The organism is Kiloniella sp. EL199, from assembly GCF_900313065.1.
GTDB lineage: Bacteria > Pseudomonadota > Alphaproteobacteria > Kiloniellales > Kiloniellaceae > Kiloniella.
This window is the reverse complement of the sequence record NZ_OMPU01000008.1, coordinates 183,544-203,644: the sequence shown is the minus strand read 5'-3', so window position 1 is coordinate 203,644 and position 20,101 is coordinate 183,544. Positions and strand designations below refer to the sequence as shown.

Sequence of the window (20,101 nt, the reverse complement as noted above, 5' to 3'; positions counted from 1 at the left end):
ACAGGGGTCCGGATAATTCCGAGGCCCCTGCTGCTTTTAAGATATCAATACCCAAAGGATATTAATTATTTTCTCAAAACACTGCGTCCAGCATAATGAGCCATTGAACCCAACTCTTCTTCGATACGGATGAGTTGGTTGTATTTAGCGATACGGTCAGAACGGGACAGAGAACCTGTTTTAATCTGTCCACAGTTCGTTGCCACGGCCAAATCAGCAATAGTGCTGTCTTCCGTTTCACCGGAACGATGTGACATAACCGCTGTATAGCCAGCTTTGTGCGCCATATCGACAGCCTCAAGCGTTTCTGAAAGCGTACCGATCTGATTGACTTTGATCAAAATAGAGTTCGCTGTATCTGTTTCCAGACCACGAAGCAGGCGTTTTGGGTTCGTCACAAAAAGATCATCACCAACCAACTGTACTTTATTCCCAATTGCCTGTGTCAAAGATTTCCAGCCATCCCAGTCATCTTCGGCCATACCATCTTCAATAGAAAGAATTGGATAGCGGTTAACAAGATCTTCTAGATAACGAACCATCTCGTCCGCCCCCAGAGACTTACCTTCACCAGCAAGTTCATATTTACCGTCTTTAAAGTATTCTGAAGAAGCACAGTCAAGTGCCAACATCACGTCATCACCCAGATTGTATCCTGCGTTGCCAACAGCTTTCGTAATAAAGTTCAAAGCTTCGTCTGTAGACGCAAGACTTGGCGCAAAACCACCCTCATCACCAACATTGGTGTTATGCCCAGCATCACTCAGTGATTTTTTCAATGAGTGAAAAATCTCTGCCCCCATCCGAATAGCATCTGAACCAGACGATGCCCCAACAGGCATAACCATAAATTCCTGAATATCAATTGGATTGTCAGCATGCGCACCACCATTGATAATATTCATCATCGGCACCGGAAGTGTTCGCGCAAAAGAACCACCAACATAACGGTATAAAGGCAAACCGGCATCTTCGGCAGAAGCCTTTGCAACAGCCAAGCTTACGCCCAGAATAGCATTTGCGCCTAAACGGGATTTGTTCTCGGTCCCATCTAGATCAATCATAACCTGATCAATCAAAAGCTGGTCTTCGGCATCCAGGCCAATCAGAGCTTCAAGAAGCTCTTCGTTTACAGATTCAACCGCCTTTAAAACACCCTTACCAAGATAACGCCCCTTATCCTGATCGCGAAGCTCAACAGCCTCATAAATCCCGGTTGAAGCACCGGATGGCACAGCTGCACGCCCAAAGGCGCCACTTTCCAAAAGAACGTCAACTTCTACGGTAGGGTTGCCACGAGAATCGAGGATCTCACGACCTTGTATGTCGATGATCGCCGTCATTTTATTCTATCTCCGTTAAGAAAGTTGAGGCGCAGAGAGGGGCAGGCCTCGGTATCATAGTTAAGCAATAGACACAGGATGTGCTTTTGCCAGTTTGTCGAGCTCGACCAGAAGCGAAAGAAGCTCTGGAAGCTCTTGCACGCGGATCATGTTTGGCCCATCACATGGGGCATTATCAGGATCCTGATGCGTTTCCATAAAAAGCCCCGCAACACCAACAGACACAGCTGCGCGCGCTAATACAGAAATAAACTCTCTCTGGCCGCCAGAGGTCGCGCCCTGACCACCGGGCTGAGCGACAGAATGCGTTGCATCAAACACAACAGGGCACCCTGTTCCCATTGCCATGATAGGTAAAGAGCGCATATCTGAAACCAGCGTGTTATATCCAAAAGATGCCCCGCGTTCGCATACCATTACCTTGTCATTGCCTGATTCGATAATTTTTTGCGAGACGTTTGCCATATCCCAAGGAGCCAGAAACTGCCCTTTTTTGACATTAATTGCCCGCCCTGTTTTTGCGGCAGCAACCAACAAATCAGTCTGGCGACACAAAAAGGCCGGAATTTGTAAAACATCAACAACCTGAGCAACGGGCTCACATTGATGTGCAGCATGAACATCGGTAATAACCGGACATCCGAATTTGGATTTGATTTCCTCAAAAACGGACAAAGCTTCTTCCATACCAATACCGCGAGAAGAGCTAAGGCTGGTACGGTTCGCTTTATCAAAAGAAGATTTGTAGATCAGGGGGATAGAAAGCTTTTCACAGGCCTTGGTTAACGTTTCGGCCATTTCCAGTGCATGTGCTCTGCCTTCCATCTGGCAAGGACCTGCAATCAATACAAATGGTAAATCATTACCAAAAGTAACATTACCAACTTTCACGTGCCGTGATTGAAGATCTGCATGCACTGCCATAAAAGTAACTTCCTATTTTATCCTGTAAATTTATACCACCTGATTCGTTTAATCCAAATTTTAAACCAGGCGAGACTGTTCTATCGCGGCTTTCACAAAAGAAGTGAAAAGCGGGTGCGGATCAAACGGTCTGGATTTGAGTTCAGGATGGAACTGAACACCAATAAACCAAGGGTGATCTTCCAACTCAACAATTTCAGGAAGTTTACCATCCGGTGACAATCCAGAGAACTTAAGACCTGAAGCTTCGAGTTTTTCGCGATAATTAATGTTTACTTCATAACGATGACGATGACGTTCTTCGATAAGCTCCGTGCCATAGGCTTCACGAACTCTAGATCCTTCGGAAAGCGTACAAGGATAGCTTCCCAAACGCATAGTACCGCCGAGATCACTGCCGTCAGAACGTTGTTCAAGCTCATTACCACGCGCCCACTCCGTCATAATACCCACAAGAGGTTCATCACAGGGACCAAACTCGGATGAACTGGCATTAGTTAAGCCGGCAAGGTTACGTGCGGCATCAAGAACAGCCATCTGCATACCAAAACAAATACCAAAATAGGGCACATTTGTTTTACGTGCAAAGCCAGCTGCTGCGATCTTTCCTTCAGAGCCACGCTCTCCAAAACCGCCCGGGACAAGAATACCATGAACGTTTTCGAGAGCCTCAATTGCTCCTTCACTTTCAAAGACCTGAGAATCCAGCCAGTTAATTTTGACTTTAACGTTATTGGCGATACCACCGTGGACCAAAGCCTCGGCAAGCGATTTATATGCGTCCAACAAAGAAGTATATTTACCGACAACACCAATCGTTACTTCGCCATCGGGTTCACGGATAATTTGTGTCACCTGATCCCAACGAGACAAGTCGAGTTCTTTTTTAGGCTCAATACCAAAATGGCGGCAAACCTCTTCGTCCAACCCCTGTTCATGATATGCCCTAGGCACGGCATAAATCGTATCAACATCAAGGGCCGGAATGACGGCTGTTTCGCGCACATTACAGAATTGGGCAATCTTGCGAAGTGCTCCTTCCGGAATATCTTGCTCACAGCGACACAAAAGCATATCCGGCTGAATACCAACAGATTGCAGTTCTTTCACAGAATGCTGCGTTGGTTTTGTCTTTAACTCGCCAGCAGCTTTCAGATAAGGAATAAGTGTCAAATGAATAAACAGGCTGCGCTCACGACCTAACTCATTTCCTAACTGACGAATTGCCTCCAGAAAAGGAAGCCCTTCGATATCTCCGACAGTTCCACCGATCTCGCAAAGGATAAAATCTTCATCCCCCAGATCAGACATTACAAACTCTTTAATTGCATTTGTAATATGCGGGATAACCTGAATAGTCGCCCCTAGATAGTCACCACGACGTTCTTTCGCCAAAACCTCGGAATAGATTTTCCCGGTTGTTACGTTATCACTTTTACGGGCAGAGACCCCCGTATAGCGCTCGTAGTGTCCAAGATCCAAATCAGTTTCTGCACCGTCATCGGTCACAAAAACTTCGCCATGTTGATAGGGGCTCATCGTGCCGGGATCAACATTGAGGTAAGGATCCAGTTTACGTAGGCGGACCTTGTAGCCACGTGCCTGAAGCAGCGCACCAACAGCCGCGGAGGTCAACCCCTTCCCCAAAGAAGAAGTCACACCACCGGTAATAAATATAAAGCGCGTCATGAAACTCGTTGTCACTTAATTCAGTTTCAACAAAACCGGGACCCTGTTGGTCCCGGTCAATGATAGTACGTAACGGAAATAATCCGAAACTTATTCTGAAACCGGCGGAGCAACAGGTTGCTCTGTCTCGGTTTGAATTGCAGGAACAGTAATATCATCTGTGATAGAGCGTGTTGTACGCCCTGTGTCTGCAAGGATTGTCAGCAGCAGACTAGAAGCGATAAAAGCTGTGGCCAAAATTGCTGTGGTACGGGTTAGCAGATTTGCAGTGCTTTGCCCGGTGAGGAAACCACCAAAGCCGCCTGAACCACCACCGGAACCGCTTCCTCCCATTCCAAGGGCACCACCTTCGCTCTTCTGCACAAGGACGACACCAATAAGGGACAAAGTAATCAACAAATGAATGACCAAAAGGACGTTGTTCATCGTTAGTAGTCTCTCAAACTTTCCGGGATATACTATCCCTATTCAACACTAAACCACACACCCCAAAATGAACCCAGAGTGTGCAGTTATCATGCGCCTATTCAAAACTTAACAGGCTATTTAGCCTTTTCCGATCGATATGACCAGTGTCATCTAGCACCAATCGCCCAAAAATCTTCTACTTTTAAACTCGCACCACCGACCAAAGCACCGTCAACATTAGACACAGCAAGGAGTTCAGCTGCATTTGCCGGCTTCACAGATCCACCATAAAGTATCCGAATCTTTTTTGCAGCATCTTCGCCAAAACGTTCATTCAGAAGCCCACGAATGAAATTATGCACGTCAGCAACATCAGCCGGTGTAGCTGTTTTACCTGTGCCAATGGCCCATACAGGCTCGTATGCAAGTACAATGTTATTCGGATCACAGTCGCCAGGTAGAGATTCTGTAACCTGCGCCTTGATCACGCTCAAAGTATCACCTGATACACGCTCTTCTTCTGTTTCGCCAATGCAGATGATTGGGGTCAGCCCTGCTTTAAGTGCAGCGGCACTCTTTGCATTTACATCTGCATTTGTCTCACCATAATCCGTACGTCTTTCCGAGTGCCCTGTGATGACGTATCCACAGCCGATTTCTTTGAGTAATTCAGCAGAGGTATCACCGGTGTGAGCACCAGATACATTAGCGTGGCAGTCCTGGCCACCAACAGCAAGATCAGTATCTTTTGTCAGAGAGAGAACAGTGCCAAGCAAAGCCGCTGGTGGGCACACAACAAAATCAGCAGATACGGAATCCTCATTTATTTTCCCTAAAAGTCCCTCTACCAACTCAGTAGCAAAGGACACAGATCCGTTCATCTTCCAGTTACCAGCAATGAGTTTGCCTGCCATATTCGATTCTCCCTAAAAATTATGGGCACATCTATACAGTGTCGTTCACAACAATCCAAGGCTGCTGACCAAGACTGCAGGAATTTTTAATGCGCAAAGCAACTTGATCATGACAAACCGGTTAAAAACTTCACAACACTGTAATATGAGGCATATTCTTTAAAAACGCTGTTGCCCAGCCTTTGCTCCACCCCTAAGATGCCCCGCACGATTATGTATATGAAATAAACTTAATAAAGATTTCACGGGTAAGTTATGGCTCAAAAAAAACCAGGCCTTTTAAAACGTATTGTTGTATTGGCTCTCTTTTGTCTGTTGATCCTGAGTTTTGCTGCTTGGGGTATTCAGGATATTTTCCTGAACCTCGGCAACAATCAAACGGTCGCGAAGGTTGGTGATATTGAAATCACTCAAGCCGAGTTTGCCAGCGATTTTTCCCGTGAAACCAGCGCCCTCTCTCAACAGCTTGGACGCGCCCTGGATGCACAGGAAGCCCAGCAATTAGGCCTGGACAATCGTGTTGTCTCACGTCTGGTTGCCAGAGCGATTTCGCAAGTACAATCGGATGAAATGGGATTAACCGTTTCGCGTGAACAACAGCAAAAAGAAATCCAAAAGATTGACGCCTTTAAAAATGAGGCGGGCCTTTTTGATGCAGCACGCTTTCAAGCCACACTTTATCAAGCTGGTCTTTCTGAAGCAGCATTTCTTGCTGATTTGAGCAGTGACATAGAAAGGCAACAACTCAACAACGCTATCACCGGTGCTATTCCTGTACCGCAAAAAATGGCTGAGCGTCTTTACAGTTACCAAACTGAAAAGCGAGTTGTTGATTATATCGAAATTCCTTACAGCAGATTTTCACAAATTGCTGATCCGACTGATGCCGAACTTGCATCATATTATGAAAACGAAAAGCAAAACCATCTGGCCCCGGAATATAAATCAGTCAGCTACATTTTTCTTGATCCGTCAAAAACTGCACAGAATGTCGTCTTGACCGACGATCAAGTTCAGGAAGAGTTTCTGGCGCAAAAAGACAGTCTTTCCCTTCCTGATCGCCGTAAACTTGTGCAAATGCTGATCAATGATGAAGCAAAAGCAAATGAAGCATATGAAAAAGTCAACAATGGCGCAGACTTCGATACAATCGCGACAGAAGTAACGGGTTCAGCGGGCGTTGATCTTGGGATCATGGAGCGATCTGATTTGCTGCCAGAACTACAGGATGCTGTTTTTGGTCTCGAAAATGCAGGCGTTGTTGCTCCAATCAAATCTCCCTTGGGGTGGCACATTGTTTCCGTTCAGGAAATCTCTCCTACGCGCGAAGCTCAGTTTGAAGAAGTCGAAGAGCAAATCAAGAAAGATGCCGCATTACGCATCGCAACGGATGAAATAATTTCCATTGCCAATCAGCTTGATGATGAAATTGCTTCCGGCGCGACACTTGAAGAAGCAGCGAGCAAACTTGGGCAAGAAATACTAAGCTACGAGGCAATTGATGCAGAAGGCCTTGATCGCAACGGCTTACCACAATTTGGTCTGGCAGAAGATGCTAGGTTCCGCGAAATTATCGCGCAAACAGAATCAGGCTCTGATAGCTTGCTGACAGAACTCGAAAATGGCGGATATTTCCTCCTTAAAGTCAATTCAGTCACACCTCCATCACCTCGCCCATTGGAAGAGGTAAAAACTCAACTCGTGAGCTCTTGGCTTGAAAACAAAAGAAGCGAGGAAGCAAAAACGATTGCTGACAAACTGGCAGAAGAAGCTAGAAATGGCACACCTTTGCAAGCTGTGACAGATGAAGCTGCCGAATTGATCAAGTTTGGTGTTGAAATGAACCGCTTCTCTGCAAGCATCGGTGAAGCCTTGGCTCCAGCACTGGTAAGAGACATATATAAAGCTGAAAAAGGTGACGTACTGACTGGTCAGGCTGATAATGGCTATTTGGTTGTAAGTTTAACAAAAATTGAGCAACCGGATTTGTCCATTGTTACTGAAGAAATCGAGAGCACAAAAGGTGCAATTGAAAACTCCTATAAAAACGATGTCTATACACAGTATATATCAGCTCTTGAGAAAGACTTTGGCGTTGAGATCAATCAAACCTCAATCAATCAAGCTATTAACCCTTATGGTCATTCAAACTAACAATGAAGAACCCTGTTACATTTGAGGCGTTTCTAGAAGCTTACAATCAACAAAAACCACAGGTCGTGTGGACAACGTTGATTGCAGATCTGGAAACGCCCGTTTCTGCCTTCTTAAAATTGGCAGAACGCCGCACCAATAGTTTCCTTTTTGAATCTGTCGAAGGCGGAAACACGATTGGACGCTACTCTTTTATCGGCTTTGACCCCGATCTGGTGTGGCGATGTAACGGATCAAAAGCTGAAATTAATCGTCAGTATCAAACATCACCAGACTCCTTTGTCGATGAAAACGACACAGCCCTGGAAAGTTTGCGCAAACTGGTAGCGGAATGCAGATTTGATTTGCCCGAAGACTTCCCGCCTATGGCTGCCGGTATTGTTGGCTACATGGGGTATGAAACTGTACGACAAATGGAACACTTACCCACGGATAATCCCGATACACTGGGGTTACCCGAAGGTATGTATCTACGTCCGACAGTAACAGCAATCTTTGATCGCGTAGAAGATCAGATTTTGGTCACGACAACTATCTGGCCAAATAACAAGATCAGTGCCCGCGATGCATTTGAAGCTGCACACAATCGACTAGCCTCTGTAACTGCCGATTTCAATGCACCTCTGCAACACAAACCAGATGCATTTGAAGGTGATCTGGTCATGCCCGAAACGACATCGAACCTGACACGAGAAGAATTTCACGGCATTGTTGAACGCGCAAAAGAGTACATTCTAGCTGGCGATATCTTTCAGGTTGTCCTATCACAGCGATTTTCTGTTCCCTTTACGCTTCCGCCCTTTGCACTCTATCGAGCATTGAGAAGGTTGAACCCCTCACCTTTTTTGTTCTTCCTGAACTTTGGTGATTTTTCTGTTGTCGGGTCCAGTCCCGAAATCCTTGTTCGTGTAAGAAATGGCAAAGTCACGATCCGTCCTATTGCCGGTACACGAAAACGCGGAGCCAACGCTGCTGAAGACAAAGAGCTTGCCGCAGATCTTTTGTCTGATCCTAAAGAGCTTGCAGAGCATTTAATGCTGCTTGATCTCGGGCGCAATGATGTAGGTCGCGTTGCCGAAGTAGGCAGCATTGAGGTAACCGAGCGCATGATTATTGAACTCTACAGTCATGTCATGCATATCGTCTCAAACGTCGAAGGCATTTTAGATACCAAACGCGCCGATATGATTGATGCGCTTGCCGCAGGTTTCCCGGCAGGTACCGTATCCGGCGCACCCAAAGTACGCGCGATGGAAATTATTGATGAACTGGAACCAGAGCGTCGTGGCATCTATGGTGGTGCTGTCGGATATTTTGGTGCCGGTGGCGGTATGGATACCTGTATTGCCTTGCGTACGGCAATCGTCAAAGATCAAACCATGTACATTCAGGCTGGCGCTGGTGTCGTCGCGGACTCTGTTGCTGAATCTGAATATCAGGAATGCCACAACAAAGCCCGCGCCCTTATTCGTTCAGCTGAAGAAGCTGTTCGTTTTGCAGCCCAGAAAAACAATGTCTAGGATATTGAATAATATTCGAGGTATTATTGAGAAGTTCTCATTTATTTATGAGAAAAGTTCAGGGGTCTCTTAGGTTCAGGAAAGTTCGGTAAGATGTCAGGTGTAAAAACTCCTTTCATAACCGCAGGCCTTTCTTTCATAGCAAAGTACCAGGTATTTAAGTAAGAATAATTGGTTATGCCAAACCCCATGTGAACAGCAGTATAAACCCAACCAAAGATAGCCATATCAACAATTGAATAGCTTTTGAGGAACCATTTTTCTGATCTGGACAGGTATTTATCCATGACACCATAAAGACGCTCTCCCTCTTTGCTGTAACGTTCTAAAGCGTATTCATTATTGGTATCCCCGGCATGAAAAGAAAAATGTGCTCTCTGACCAAACAAAGGCCCAATTGACGCAGCCTGAAAAAACAACAACTCCATACCTTTGGCCCGTTCGGATTTATCCGATGGAAAAAACTGTTCTGTTTTTTCTGCCAAATAATGCAAAATTGCATTTGATTCCGAAATTGTAATATTGGCATCAGAATCATGTAAGATTGGAATCTTCGCATTTGGATTCATCTCAATAATAGCAGGATCAAACTGTTTCCCTGACCTTACATCAACAGTTTCCAGACGATAAGGAAGCCCCATTTCCTCCAAACCAATAGTAACTTTATATACATTTGGTGTGTTCAACCCATAAAGCGTGAGCATGTTCCCCCCTCCTAATTTAAACGTTGATGGCTGGATACTATGGTGTAGGGATGAAAATCAGGTGTTGCCATCGTAAAAACTTTTGCCATTTCGGGGGCATCCCCGGCTTGAAGTTTTACAATAAAAGCTTCAAGTGAAGCTTTATCCTGCCATTGTGCGTAGTTAACTACATGCTTTGAATCAAGAGACCGATGAACATTTCCTGATATAAAACCAGGCTCATGGATCATTGTTTTTTGTAGCGCGAGTTCAAGCTGCGTAATCAATGCCTCTTGGTCGCCATCAACTGGCGTGAGGATATTAATCATAGTCAGAATATCTGTCTCAGGATCAATCTTTGTTTTTACATCCTGTGCATTAGCGATAGACAAACTTCTCAACAAAATTATCACACCCATAATATAAAAGAATTTTCTATGCATTGTCTTCTCCATTTTTAATTTGTATAGTGATCGTTACACATATAATTTACTCAACACAAGGATTTTTTTAGTGACCGTTACAAATAAAAAACGAGGACGCCCAAGAGGCTTTGATAAAAAAAAAGCACAGGCAATCGCCCTGCAGTTATTTTGGGAAGACGGCTATGAGGCAACTGGTTTATCGAAACTGACAAAAGCAATAGGTGTTGGAGCCCCCAGCCTCTATGCCGCATTTGGGTCAAAAGCCCAGCTGTTTGAAAAGGCAGTTAATTTATATCAGACACAATGCACCCCGTTTTTTCAGGATGCATTTGCAGCTGACAATCTAACTGACTTTACCCACTTACTTTTTGACAGCGCCGTCAAAAGCTATACGCAAGAGAATGCTGGTCGAGGATGCCTTGTTTTAGACGGAACCCGCAATGCATCTGACCCTGAAGCTCTTGAAATAACCCAAAAGATACGAGAAAATTTTCACCAGCAACTCGTAGAAAAATTGACGCAACTCGGCGTAAAAAAACCACAACAGACAGCCGATGTTTGTCAGACAACAATGACCGGACTCTCAGGAGCAGCACGTCACGGCTTACCCCGCGACAAGATGCATAATGTCGCCCAAACGCTTGCACAGGGTATTTGTGCAAAACCATAATCAGTGATCGGCTATAAACTTTCTAAAAGCTGTCTGCTATCCCGGAATATTCTCTGAAGCATGGTAAAAGATGGAATCAAAAATCAGTTGTAAAAATTATTGGTTTACTTGTTTAAATGATCTTCTTAATGCCATAATCCGGGAAATAGGAACGATATCAAACCCGCGCGCTTCAGCTTCCTTAATCCATTTATGTAAAACTTCTACAGTTGATTTATGTGGGTGACCAATTGCAATGGCATGGCCATTTTTTTTTGCAATGTTCTCAGCCTGTTTTAGCTGTTTTAAAATTTCCAGCGTGTTCTTGTAATCATTATCAATAAAGACATCCCGTCTAAGAACTGGAACCCCCATTGAAGCTGCGACTGAAGCCGCAACACTACGTGGAGAGGTTCTTGAATCCATAAAGAAGTGATCAGTTTGCTCTATTCTGGACATCACAACTTCCATCCCTTGTCTCCACCCTGTGAATTTGCTGCCCATATGGTTATTGATGCCAATATAACCATCAAACTGCGCCATTCCCCATTCCAGACGAGAGAGTATTTCCTCATCACTTAATCCGGTTAGCAAAGCTTTAGGACCGGGATCAGCAGAACCAAGAGGTTCCATAGGAACATGCAGCATTAATTCATGTCCCTTCCTGCGCGCTTCATCAGCCATTTCCTTAACATCGGGTGCATAGGTCATAAAGGCCAAGGTGATTGCTCCGGGCAATTCTATCGCAAGTTCAGCCCCCCTTTTATTTACACCTACATCATCTAGCACCACGGCAATCATAGGACGCTCTGGCTTTATCCATTCAATACGCTGGTCAGGTTCGACCAATGTTTTCTGCTGTGGCGGCAAAGAAGCAACCTGATCGTTATTGTTCTGAGATTGCCCCTCTGACGTAGTCACGGAAGTATCATTTTCTGTCTTGGAAACCTTTACTGACTTTGTAGTCAAATTGTACGCTGATTTTTGAGGAGCTGGCTTCGAGGTTTCTATCTTTTTCGTGGGTTCAGGATCTTTATCCTCACTGACCGTTACACTTGGTGGAAGATTAACAGACTCACTTACACGTCCATCCTCCAAAACGGTATCATCAATAGAAATGTCGCCCAAGTTAATCGGGTGTGGTTTGTTAGCTGGGGCAGCCTCTAAAGCTTTCTTTTTTGCCTGAGCTTCCGTTAATTGAGGTTGAGGTTCAGGCGGCTTGGAATGATCTTTATTCTTTTGAAGAACAAGAACAGAAGAAACAGCAAGCGTAATAAAGAAAAGAAATCCAGCGACAATAAACAAACTTCCACGATGGGAAGAGCTGTTTTTCTTAGCCTTTTTTGGTAAATTTGTTTTATCTGTCTTACGTTTAGCTGTCATGAATCCACTCTACTCAGAGGGATCATATGTATATCAGCCTAACAGGAGTGAACAGTAGAAACTCATAAAACTTGTCATGGGCCTAGAATTCGACGGCCTGTCGAACTCAACGATCAGTCTGAGCAAAATCATTTAATATAGGGCAGTCAGGTCGATGATCTCCCTGACATTTTTCAATCAAATTGCTCAAGGTATCCTTCATGCTTTGCAATTCGGCAATTTTACGATCTATGTCAGCAACATGCTGTTTTGCCAAAGCCTTGACCTGTGAGCTTGCCCTGTTGCGGTCATTCCATAGTGTTAGCAAGGCAGAAACTTCATTAATGGAAAAGCCAAGACTTCTGGCCCTTTGGATAAACTTGAGTGTTTCAATATCCTTTTCCTGATAAGCACGATAGCCAGAAGATGTTCTTCCCGCGGGTTCAATCAAACCGATAGATTCATAATACCGTATCGTTTTTGCCGGCAATCCGGAAACCTCTGCAACTTGACCAATTTTCATCATTAATCAATCCGTTTCAAAGAAGAATAGAGCGATAAAGAGCTTGCCATAACAGTTACTGAGCTTAACGCCATGGCCAATCCGGCCAGCACCGGACTTAATAAACCAGAAGCAGCCAATGGCAATCCAATAACATTATACACAAAAGCTCCAATAAGATTATGTCCAATCTTGGCGTGGATCACCTGACCTGCTCTGATCGTTTTATACACAAGATAAGGATTACTTTGAATAAGAGATGCATCAGCAGTATTAATTGCCACATCGCTGCCATCCCCCATCGCCAAGCCAACATCGGCACCTGCAAGCGCCGGGGCATCATTAATGCCATCACCAACCATGACAACGATTTCATTCTGTTGATGTCGTTCTTTCAGATAAGCCAACTTATCCTCGGGGAGAAGATTTCCCTCTACTTTTTCGATCCCAAGTTTATCCGCAACTTTCTGAGCAGCCAGTTGTTGATCGCCACTCAACATAACCACAGAGATTCCCTTTTCTTTTAAGGCTTGAACGGTTTCAAAGGATTGGGCCTTTATTTTATCCTGCAGCGCAAATCCACCAACAATGGTAATGACATTATCGTTTTCTGTATTATTAGTCTTTCTGGCAACCCAAACCAATGAAGCGCCACGCACATTGTTCTTTTCAATAAAGTCACGGCAGCAATCAAGCCGTGCCCCGATCTGTTCCATATAGCGCTCACTACCCAAATAATAGGTATCTTCAGCAAGCACAGTAAAAAGGCCGAGTCCTGGAACTGCTGTTATTTTTTCAAACTCGTTCGGGTTAACATCGTTATCAATGAACTCTACAATTGCTTTTGATAATGGGTGAGTACTGTCTTTCGTGAGCCCCAAAACCACGGACAAGACGCCTTCATTATCATTAGTTGTGTCACCAACAGGAAAAATTGTTTCAACAACTTCCGGGCGTCCTTCGGTCAAAGTACCGGTTTTATCAAAAACCACTGTCGTCGCTTTTGATAGTTTTTCAATCACATCTGCATTCTTAACCAGAATTCCCATTCGCGCAGCTTGACCACTACCGACCATTATTGCCGTCGGCGTTGCAAGCCCAAGAGCACAAGGACAGGCAATTACAAGAACTGTAACGGCATTTATAATTGCGACTTCAATACTAACGCTACCTAACATCCACCATCCCAGGAATGTTAATAATGAAAGCGCCAGAACTCCAGGTACAAAAACGGCACTGACCTTATCAACTAACTTCTGGATTCTCGGTTTGGTATTACGCGCTGTTTTAACCTGTTCAATAATCAATGACAGTCGAGAGTTTTCCCCCAGTGTCGTAGGAACAAGATATAGCACCCCCTCCCCATTTAAAGTTCCCCCGATAACAGCGTCGCCGATATTTTTTACCACGGGCATGGCCTCACCCGTAATCATGGCCTCATCAACCTGGCTTGTACCCTTACGTATCTCGCCATCAACCGGAACAACATCGCCCGGCCTGACGATGACGATATCATCGGCAACGACCTGTATTGCAGGAACGGTTAATTGCTTTTCATTGCGAATAACTGTTGCATTCAAAGGTTGAAGCCGAATCAGAGCTTCCAGTGCTTTGTTGGTCTTTCCCTTGGCTTTTTCTTCAAGAACTTTCCCTAAAAGAACCAAGGTGATGACTGCAGCCGATGCTTCGAAGTAAAGCTCGTGCGCCTGATGTGATGACCAGGACATCCATTCGGAAGCATCACTTAACAAAATAAAAACGGACAATCCAAAAGCCGCAGAAGTACCTATAGCGACAAGAGTATCCATATTACTTTGGCCATACCTTACAGCTTGCCAGATGCCTTTATAAAAGCGTGCACCTGCAAATACTTGAACAGGTAACGCCAATACAAACTGGATCAAAGGTGGAATGGAATAATTAATATCCAAGGGCAATAAAACCATTTGCCCGACCAAGGGGAAAGTCAGAAGTAATGCCAAAACAAACAATCGAGTGTCCGATACTTCCGGATCAACAGCTTGTAATTCAGTTCCATCAGAAGTAGCTGATTTCTGGACAAAAGAAGCTTGATAGCCTTTATCCGCCAAACTTTTAAGCAATAGGTTTTGATCAATACTGCCTGCAAAAGTAACTGTTGCCGTGCTACTGATTAAATCAGGAGATGCGCTAATGACACCCTCGACCGCTGTTAAAGCTTTTTCGACAGAGCGAACACATCCGGCACAGGACATTCCCTTTACCGTTAACTCAATGGCTTTTGACATAAAAATATACACTTCCAGTTTGATATTAAGATAAATATGAGGCTTACAGTTACGGGAAGGTCAAGCCACAAGTCATAAGAAGCGTGATATAAAGAGTATTAAAATATCAAAACTTAAAATAAATCAGATTTTTCCTTATTTCTTCGACATAATCTTGCTGCTATAACTTTTTGCAATCTTACTGTAGCAATCAGCGAAAGCCCGTGTGCCGAAATGTTATTACTGATCGATAATTACGACAGCTTTACTTATAATCTTTACCATTTCCTTGGGGAATTGGGCGCGACCATATCCGTCGAGCGCAACGATCAGATTTCTGTAGATGAGGTAATAGACCTTAATCCAGAGAGAATTGTTATCTCACCGGGCCCTTGTGACCCATCATCAGCCGGCATATGCCTAGAGCTTGTAGAGCGTGTAGCAGGTAAAATTCCTGTATTAGGTGTTTGTCTTGGGCATCAGTCAATAGGACAGGCATTCGGAGCCAAGGTTGTGCGCGCCCCAAGTCCGATGCATGGTAAAACCAGCCCCGTTAAACACAACGGGAAAAGTGTTTTTAAGGGATTGCCTGATCCACTAACTGTTACCCGCTACCATTCATTGACAATCGAACCAGACAGCATGCCCGATTGTCTGGAAGTTACGGCCTGGACTGAAGATGGTGTCATCATGGGACTTCAACACAAAGAACTTCCCTTGCATGGCGTTCAATTTCATCCCGAAAGCATCGCCTCTGAAAAAGGCCATGATCTCTTGAAGAACTTTCTGACGGTATAAAACAACCGTTCAATACATCTGAACAGATAATAAGGAGGCCTGTTCCATGTCAGGGGAACTGAGCGACATAAAATCATTTATCGCCTATGTAGCTGACGGCAACAATCTAACAGCCGAGCAATCAGAAAGAGCCTTTGATTTGTTAATGACAGGTGAAGCCACTTCAGCGCAGGTTGCCGGTTTTTTGATGAGCTTGCGTGTCAAAGGCGAGACTGTCGATGAGATAACAGGCGCAGCACGCTCTATGCGCAGTAAAATGCTGACCATCAAAGCACCAAAAGATGCCATTGATGTCTGTGGTACTGGTGGCGATGCAAAAGGCACACTTAACGTTTCAACAGCCACAGCTTTTGTCGTAGCCGGCGCCGGTGCTATTGTTGCAAAGCATGGCAATAGAGCCGCTTCCTCTAAAAGTGGTGCATCTGATGTTTTAGGTGCGCTTGGTATTGGCCTTGAAGCAAGTGTTGATGCAGTTGAAACAGCTCTGACTAAAAATGGAACCGCTTTTCTCGCAGCTCCTTTATATCATTCTGCTATGCGTCATGTCGGCCCAACGCGGGCTGAACTTGGTACCCGGACAATCTTCAACCTTCTAGGTCCTCTCTCAAACCCAGGAAAAGTAACCCGCCAGATTACAGGCGTTTTTGGTCGAGAATGGGTAGAACCATTGGCACAGGTATTAAAAGCCATAGGACATGAAAAAGCCTGGGTCGTGCACGGAGCAGAAGGTCTGGATGAATTATCAATTTCCGGCCTCAGTTATATTTCTGAGCTGGATCAAGGACAGATCAAAAACTTTGAGATAATTCCAGAAATGGCCGGATTGGAAAGATCCCCAATAGAAGAGATTATTGGCAGCGATGCTGCTTACAATGCTGTTGCAATGCGAGAAATGCTTGGTGGTAAAAAGAATGCTTATCGCGATGCAGTTGTCCTGAATTCAGCCGGGGCATTAATCGTCGCTGGATTAACCAATGATCTCAAAGAAGGCGCTGTGATAGCAGCAAAGTCAATTGATAGTGGTGCCGCTCTGGCAAAGCTTGATGGTTTGGCTTCATATACGAACAAGGAAACAACTCAGTGAGTGATGTTTTAAAACGCATTTGTGATGACAAGCTCGACTTTGTACGAGTCAGAAAAGGTAAAGTTTCCCTTTCTGAATTGGAAGCAAAGGCAGCCGACCAAGATGCTCCCCGTGGCTTTTACAAAGCACTAAAATCCAAATACGAGCAAGGCAAGTATGGCTTGATCAGTGAGATCAAAAAAGCATCTCCAAGCAAAGGCCTCATTCGAGCAGACTTTGATCCTGCATCACTTGCCAAAGCCTATAAAGCTGGCGGCGCAACTTGCCTTTCTGTTTTGACTGACGAGCCTTATTTTCAAGGGGCGGATCAATATTTGCTGGACGCACGTGCAGCTGTGAACCTTCCTGCTTTGCGTAAAGACTTTATGCTAGAACCATATCAAATTGTTGAATCCCGGGCACTTGGCGCTGACTGCATTCTTCTGATTATGGCTGCATTGGAAGATCAACAGGCAAGCGAACTTGAAAGTCTCGCTTTCGATCTGGGCATGGATGTATTGGTCGAGGTTCATAATGCAGAGGAACTGGCAAGAGCCCTTGATACACTCAAGTCCCCTCTTCTTGGTGTTAATAACAGAAACCTGAAAACACTAGAGGTTGATATCGCGACAACAGAAGAGCTGTCAGAAATGGTTCCTCAGGACAAGCTTCTTGTCGCAGAAAGCGGTTTGTATAGCCCGGAAGATCTAAAGCGCATGCAAGCAATTGGAGCAACAACCTTTTTGATCGGGGAGTCCTTAATGCGTCAGGAAGATGTGACCGCCGCCACAATCAACCTATTAAAACAATAACTTGAGCGGAACTCCTGCACTAAAGGTGTGCTCTCTATATTAGATATCTAATCTATAAATAGATATCCTCGTACACAAAGTTGGATACGAAAATGTCATCAGAAAATGAACTTACTCACTTCGATCAAGAGGGCAAAGCTGTCATGGTTGATGTTTCGGATAAGGCCGAAACCGTCAGAACAGCAACCGCCAAAGGTCGTGTGTTGGTTCAGCCTGAAACAATGCAACTTATTCAACAAGGTGGTTTCAAAAAGGGTGACGTTCTCGCAATCGCACGCTTGGCTGGCATCATGGGGGCAAAAAAAACACCCGACCTGATTCCTTTATGCCACCCCCTGATGCTGACATCCGTGAAGGTCGATTTCACTCTGGATCCAGATAATAACGCCATTGAAGTTATGGGAACCTGCAAACTAACAGGCCAAACCGGCGTCGAAATGGAAGCCCTTACCGCGGTATCAATCGCTTCTTTGACGATTTATGATATGTGCAAAGCAGTGGATAAAGGCATTCAGATAACAGACATCAGATTGGTCAAAAAAACTGGTGGTAAATCAGGTACCTACGAGGCAGTATAATGATACGAGTTGAAGAAGCTTTAGAACGGGTTCTCGCAGGTTTTACAGAACTTTCACCCGAAACCGTCTCCCTGCACGATGGCTTGGGGCGAGTTCTGGCGAAAGATATCAAAGCCAGATTGACACAACCACCAAGTGATGTGTCTGCGATGGATGGCTTTGCTGTTAAATCCTCAGATATCCAGTCTGTACCTGTTACTCTCAAAATCAGGGGTGAAGCTCCGGCTGGTGGAAGCTATGAGGCTCAGCTACAAGACGGTGAAGCGGTTCGTATCTTTACTGGTGGCCCTGTTCCTCTTGGTGCTGATTGCATTGTCATTCAGGAAAATACAGACCATGATGATATAAACGTCACCGTTAAACAAAGTGAATCTCCCGGTCGTTACATTCGTCCCGCCGGATTGGATTTTAGCGAGGGTCAAATCGGCCTTGAAAAAGGGACAACACTCACTGCACGAGATCTCGCACTTGCGGCGGCAATGAACCATCCCTGGTTAGAGGTATATCGAAAGCCTAAAGTTGCTATATTAGCTACAGGTAATGAAATTGTACTCCCTGGCGTAACACCGGGTCCGAACCAGATCATTAGCTCCAACACAACGGCCCTGATGTCTTTTGTTAGAGAATGTGGTGGTGAACCAATATCGCTTGGCATTGCCCCAGATGACAAAGAAGCTCTTTCCACAATGGCCAAAGGTGCTGAAGGTGCAGATCTTCTGCTAACAACAGGCGGTGCATCTGTTGGTGACCACGACCTTGTGCGCTCCGTACTTGGGGAACAAGGTCTCGAAATTGATTTCTGGCGGATTGCCATGCGCCCAGGGAAACCGCTGATATTTGGTAAACTTGGGCAAACACCAATGATCGGCCTTCCCGGAAATCCGGTTTCAACATTGGTATGTGCCTACATTTTTGCCCGTCCGGCCTTATGGAAGATGACAGGCAGAAACCCTGATAACCTACAAATTGAAAAAGCTGTTCTCACTCAAAATCTTGGTGAGAATGATAAACGACAGGACTATTTAAGAGCCCAATTGTCAACCAACTCATTCGGGCAACTAGAGGCCACACCTTTTGATCGGCAAGACAGTGCGATGTTAAACCTGCTCCGCAAAGCAGATTGCCTTGTGATCCGCGCTCCCTTTGCTGCACCTGCAGCTAAAGGCACAGAAGTAGAGGTAATTCGGCTTTAAGTACAAGAAACAACTTAAAATCGCTTGACCTGAAACGAGAACTAAAGTAGAACAAAAGATATGTTTTTGTTTTGTTCTACAGAAGCCCAACTCTGTATTTCGGGGGAATTTTAATGCTGACCAAGAAACAACGAGAGCTACTGCTTTACATTCGGGATCACTTGACCCGAACCGGGGTTTCGCCTTCTTTTGATGAAATGAAGGACGCATTGGAATTAAAGTCAAAATCAGGCATCCATCGCCTGATCACAGCGTTGGAAGAGCGCGGTTTTATTCGCAGACTTGCGCACAGAGCACGTGCTGTAGAAATACTGAGATTACCTGAAGATCTGGGGCCAGTACCACAACTTCAAGAGCATGATGCTTTAAATCCAAAAAATAATCCTTTGCTTAACGAAAACATTGAAGCAGCCAATCAATCATCTGATGAAACTGTTCAGCTACCTCTCTATGGGAAAATTGCTGCTGGTACGCCTATCGAAGCATTGAGCGATCCAGCTAACTATGTCGATGTTCCTCTAAACCTTCTGGGTAATGGTGATCACTATGCCCTGACCGTTGAAGGGGATTCCATGATTGAGGCCGGTATTCTTGATGGCGATACAGTGCTGATCAAAAAGTGTGATACCATAGAAAATGGTCAAATTGGTGTAGCTTTTGTTGATAATGCAGAGGCAACCCTTAAACATGTCAGACGTCAAAGCGGCAAAATTGAGCTAGAACCAGCGAATGCTACCTATGAAACGAAAACCTACGAAGCTGGTAGAGTTCAAGTTCAAGGCAAGCTCGTCGGCCTACTAAGAACTTATAATTAACAACCTACTACAGGTAATTTATA

Annotated in this window: 19 protein-coding genes; 9 read left to right on the top strand and 10 right to left on the bottom strand. The window is 44.8% G+C overall.

All coding sequences use genetic code 11. The features are described 5' to 3' along the window. Positions 1-65 precede the first annotated feature (65 nt). The 5 genes from eno to tpiA form a co-directional block, all read right to left on the bottom strand. Positions 66-1,343, bottom strand: coding sequence for a phosphopyruvate hydratase (gene eno / locus D9A03_RS07505; protein WP_120496583.1), 1,278 nt, complete (start codon positions 1,341-1,343; stop codon positions 66-68). 60 nt (positions 1,344-1,403) lie between these two features. Then, positions 1,404-2,267 carry a 3-deoxy-8-phosphooctulonate synthase gene (kdsA, locus tag D9A03_RS07500; protein ID WP_120496582.1) on the bottom strand — a complete coding sequence of 288 codons (864 nt, stop codon included), beginning with the start codon at positions 2,265-2,267 and terminating at the stop codon, positions 1,404-1,406. 60 nt (positions 2,268-2,327) lie between these two features. Next, positions 2,328-3,956, bottom strand: a complete 1,629-nt coding sequence (locus D9A03_RS07495) for a CTP synthase (protein WP_120496581.1) — start codon at positions 3,954-3,956, stop codon at positions 2,328-2,330. Positions 3,957-4,046: 90 nt separating this feature from the next. Next, the gene (gene secG / locus D9A03_RS07490; protein WP_120496580.1) at positions 4,047-4,382 is read right to left on the bottom strand and encodes a preprotein translocase subunit SecG; all 336 of its coding nucleotides are present in this window, start codon (positions 4,380-4,382) and stop codon (positions 4,047-4,049) included. A 149-nt stretch (positions 4,383-4,531) separates the two neighbouring features. Next, positions 4,532-5,278 carry a triose-phosphate isomerase gene (tpiA, locus tag D9A03_RS07485; RefSeq protein WP_120496579.1) on the bottom strand — a complete coding sequence of 249 codons (747 nt, stop codon included), beginning with the start codon at positions 5,276-5,278 and terminating at the stop codon, positions 4,532-4,534. A gap of 255 nt (positions 5,279-5,533) precedes the next feature. Between tpiA and D9A03_RS07480 the strand changes: the two genes are divergently transcribed. Both D9A03_RS07480 and trpE read left to right on the top strand, forming a co-directional pair. Next, on the top strand, positions 5,534-7,432 hold the full coding sequence (locus tag D9A03_RS07480; protein WP_120496578.1) for a SurA N-terminal domain-containing protein: 1,899 nt from the start codon (positions 5,534-5,536) through the stop codon (positions 7,430-7,432). A gap of 2 nt (positions 7,433-7,434) precedes the next feature. Continuing rightward, positions 7,435-8,952: an anthranilate synthase component I gene (gene trpE, locus D9A03_RS07475; protein ID WP_120496577.1), complete on the top strand. Its 1,518-nt coding sequence runs from the start codon at positions 7,435-7,437 to the stop codon at positions 8,950-8,952. Positions 8,953-8,993: 41 nt separating this feature from the next. Here the strand turns inward: trpE and D9A03_RS07470 are convergent, their stop codons facing one another. Then, on the bottom strand, positions 8,994-9,656 hold the full coding sequence (locus D9A03_RS07470; RefSeq protein WP_120496576.1) for a glutathione S-transferase family protein: 663 nt from the start codon (positions 9,654-9,656) through the stop codon (positions 8,994-8,996). An 11-nt stretch (positions 9,657-9,667) separates the two neighbouring features. After that, positions 9,668-10,078 (bottom strand): antibiotic biosynthesis monooxygenase, encoded by a 411-nt coding sequence (locus tag D9A03_RS07465; RefSeq protein WP_216825409.1) that lies wholly within the window; start codon positions 10,076-10,078, stop codon positions 9,668-9,670. Positions 10,079-10,148: 70 nt separating this feature from the next. Here D9A03_RS07465 and D9A03_RS07460 point away from each other — a divergent pair, with 70 nt between their 5' ends. Beyond that, positions 10,149-10,730 (top strand): TetR/AcrR family transcriptional regulator, encoded by a 582-nt coding sequence (locus tag D9A03_RS07460; RefSeq protein ID WP_162938022.1) that lies wholly within the window; start codon positions 10,149-10,151, stop codon positions 10,728-10,730. Between the two features lie 96 nt (positions 10,731-10,826). Here the strand turns inward: D9A03_RS07460 and D9A03_RS07455 are convergent, their stop codons facing one another. The 3 genes from D9A03_RS07455 to D9A03_RS07445 form a co-directional block, all read right to left on the bottom strand. Further along, positions 10,827-12,092 carry a divergent polysaccharide deacetylase family protein gene (locus D9A03_RS07455; RefSeq protein WP_120496574.1) on the bottom strand — a complete coding sequence of 422 codons (1,266 nt, stop codon included), beginning with the start codon at positions 12,090-12,092 and terminating at the stop codon, positions 10,827-10,829. Positions 12,093-12,198: 106 nt separating this feature from the next. Next, positions 12,199-12,594, bottom strand: coding sequence for a Cu(I)-responsive transcriptional regulator (cueR, locus tag D9A03_RS07450; RefSeq protein WP_120496761.1), 396 nt, complete (start codon positions 12,592-12,594; stop codon positions 12,199-12,201). 2 nt (positions 12,595-12,596) lie between these two features. Further along, the gene (locus D9A03_RS07445) at positions 12,597-14,840 is read right to left on the bottom strand and encodes a cation-translocating P-type ATPase (RefSeq protein WP_120496573.1); all 2,244 of its coding nucleotides are present in this window, start codon (positions 14,838-14,840) and stop codon (positions 12,597-12,599) included. Positions 14,841-15,053: 213 nt separating this feature from the next. On the opposite strand from D9A03_RS07445, the gene D9A03_RS07440 reads away from it, so the two are divergent. From D9A03_RS07440 to lexA, 6 genes are all read left to right on the top strand, one after another. Continuing rightward, positions 15,054-15,617, top strand: coding sequence for an aminodeoxychorismate/anthranilate synthase component II (locus tag D9A03_RS07440; protein ID WP_120496572.1), 564 nt, complete (start codon positions 15,054-15,056; stop codon positions 15,615-15,617). A 46-nt stretch (positions 15,618-15,663) separates the two neighbouring features. Further along, positions 15,664-16,701 carry an anthranilate phosphoribosyltransferase gene (gene trpD / locus D9A03_RS07435; RefSeq protein ID WP_120496571.1) on the top strand — a complete coding sequence of 346 codons (1,038 nt, stop codon included), beginning with the start codon at positions 15,664-15,666 and terminating at the stop codon, positions 16,699-16,701. Further along, on the top strand, positions 16,698-17,492 hold the full coding sequence (trpC, locus tag D9A03_RS07430; protein WP_120496570.1) for an indole-3-glycerol phosphate synthase TrpC: 795 nt from the start codon (positions 16,698-16,700) through the stop codon (positions 17,490-17,492). Before trpD ends, trpC begins: the two co-directional genes overlap by 4 nt. A gap of 92 nt (positions 17,493-17,584) precedes the next feature. Then, entirely contained in the window at positions 17,585-18,070 is a 486-nt protein-coding gene (moaC, locus tag D9A03_RS07425; RefSeq protein ID WP_120496569.1) for a cyclic pyranopterin monophosphate synthase MoaC, read from the top strand. Beyond that, positions 18,070-19,263 (top strand): gephyrin-like molybdotransferase Glp, encoded by a 1,194-nt coding sequence (glp, locus tag D9A03_RS07420; protein WP_120496568.1) that lies wholly within the window; start codon positions 18,070-18,072, stop codon positions 19,261-19,263. The genes moaC and glp overlap by 1 nt, the downstream gene beginning before the upstream one ends. A gap of 113 nt (positions 19,264-19,376) precedes the next feature. Beyond that, positions 19,377-20,078, top strand: a complete 702-nt coding sequence (lexA, locus tag D9A03_RS07415; RefSeq protein WP_120496567.1) for a transcriptional repressor LexA — start codon at positions 19,377-19,379, stop codon at positions 20,076-20,078. Positions 20,079-20,101 lie beyond the last annotated feature (23 nt).

What these genes read in the sequence shown, in the direction of transcription:
- eno (WP_120496583.1), bottom strand. Translation starts at nt 1,343, where the DNA reads ATGACGGCGATCATCGACATACAAGGTCGTGAGATCCTCGATTCTCGT.
- kdsA (WP_120496582.1), bottom strand. Translation starts at nt 2,267, where the DNA reads ATGGCAGTGCATGCAGATCTTCAATCACGGCACGTGAAAGTTGGTAAT.
- D9A03_RS07495 (WP_120496581.1), bottom strand. Translation starts at nt 3,956, where the DNA reads ATGACGCGCTTTATATTTATTACCGGTGGTGTGACTTCTTCTTTGGGG.
- secG (WP_120496580.1), bottom strand. Translation starts at nt 4,382, where the DNA reads ATGAACAACGTCCTTTTGGTCATTCATTTGTTGATTACTTTGTCCCTT.
- tpiA (WP_120496579.1), bottom strand. Translation starts at nt 5,278, where the DNA reads ATGGCAGGCAAACTCATTGCTGGTAACTGGAAGATGAACGGATCTGTG.
- D9A03_RS07480 (WP_120496578.1), top strand. Translation starts at nt 5,534, where the DNA reads ATGGCTCAAAAAAAACCAGGCCTTTTAAAACGTATTGTTGTATTGGCT.
- trpE (WP_120496577.1), top strand. Translation starts at nt 7,435, where the DNA reads ATGAAGAACCCTGTTACATTTGAGGCGTTTCTAGAAGCTTACAATCAA.
- D9A03_RS07470 (WP_120496576.1), bottom strand. Translation starts at nt 9,656, where the DNA reads ATGCTCACGCTTTATGGGTTGAACACACCAAATGTATATAAAGTTACT.
- D9A03_RS07465 (WP_216825409.1), bottom strand. Translation starts at nt 10,078, where the DNA reads ATGCATAGAAAATTCTTTTATATTATGGGTGTGATAATTTTGTTGAGA.
- D9A03_RS07455 (WP_120496574.1), bottom strand. Translation starts at nt 12,092, where the DNA reads ATGACAGCTAAACGTAAGACAGATAAAACAAATTTACCAAAAAAGGCT.
- cueR (WP_120496761.1), bottom strand. Translation starts at nt 12,594, where the DNA reads ATGAAAATTGGTCAAGTTGCAGAGGTTTCCGGATTGCCGGCAAAAACG.
- D9A03_RS07445 (WP_120496573.1), bottom strand. Translation starts at nt 14,840, where the DNA reads ATGTCAAAAGCCATTGAGTTAACGGTAAAGGGAATGTCCTGTGCCGGA.
- D9A03_RS07440 (WP_120496572.1), top strand. Translation starts at nt 15,054, where the DNA reads ATGTTATTACTGATCGATAATTACGACAGCTTTACTTATAATCTTTAC.
- trpD (WP_120496571.1), top strand. Translation starts at nt 15,664, where the DNA reads ATGTCAGGGGAACTGAGCGACATAAAATCATTTATCGCCTATGTAGCT.
- moaC (WP_120496569.1), top strand. Translation starts at nt 17,585, where the DNA reads ATGTCATCAGAAAATGAACTTACTCACTTCGATCAAGAGGGCAAAGCT.
- glp (WP_120496568.1), top strand. Translation starts at nt 18,070, where the DNA reads ATGATACGAGTTGAAGAAGCTTTAGAACGGGTTCTCGCAGGTTTTACA.
- lexA (WP_120496567.1), top strand. Translation starts at nt 19,377, where the DNA reads ATGCTGACCAAGAAACAACGAGAGCTACTGCTTTACATTCGGGATCAC.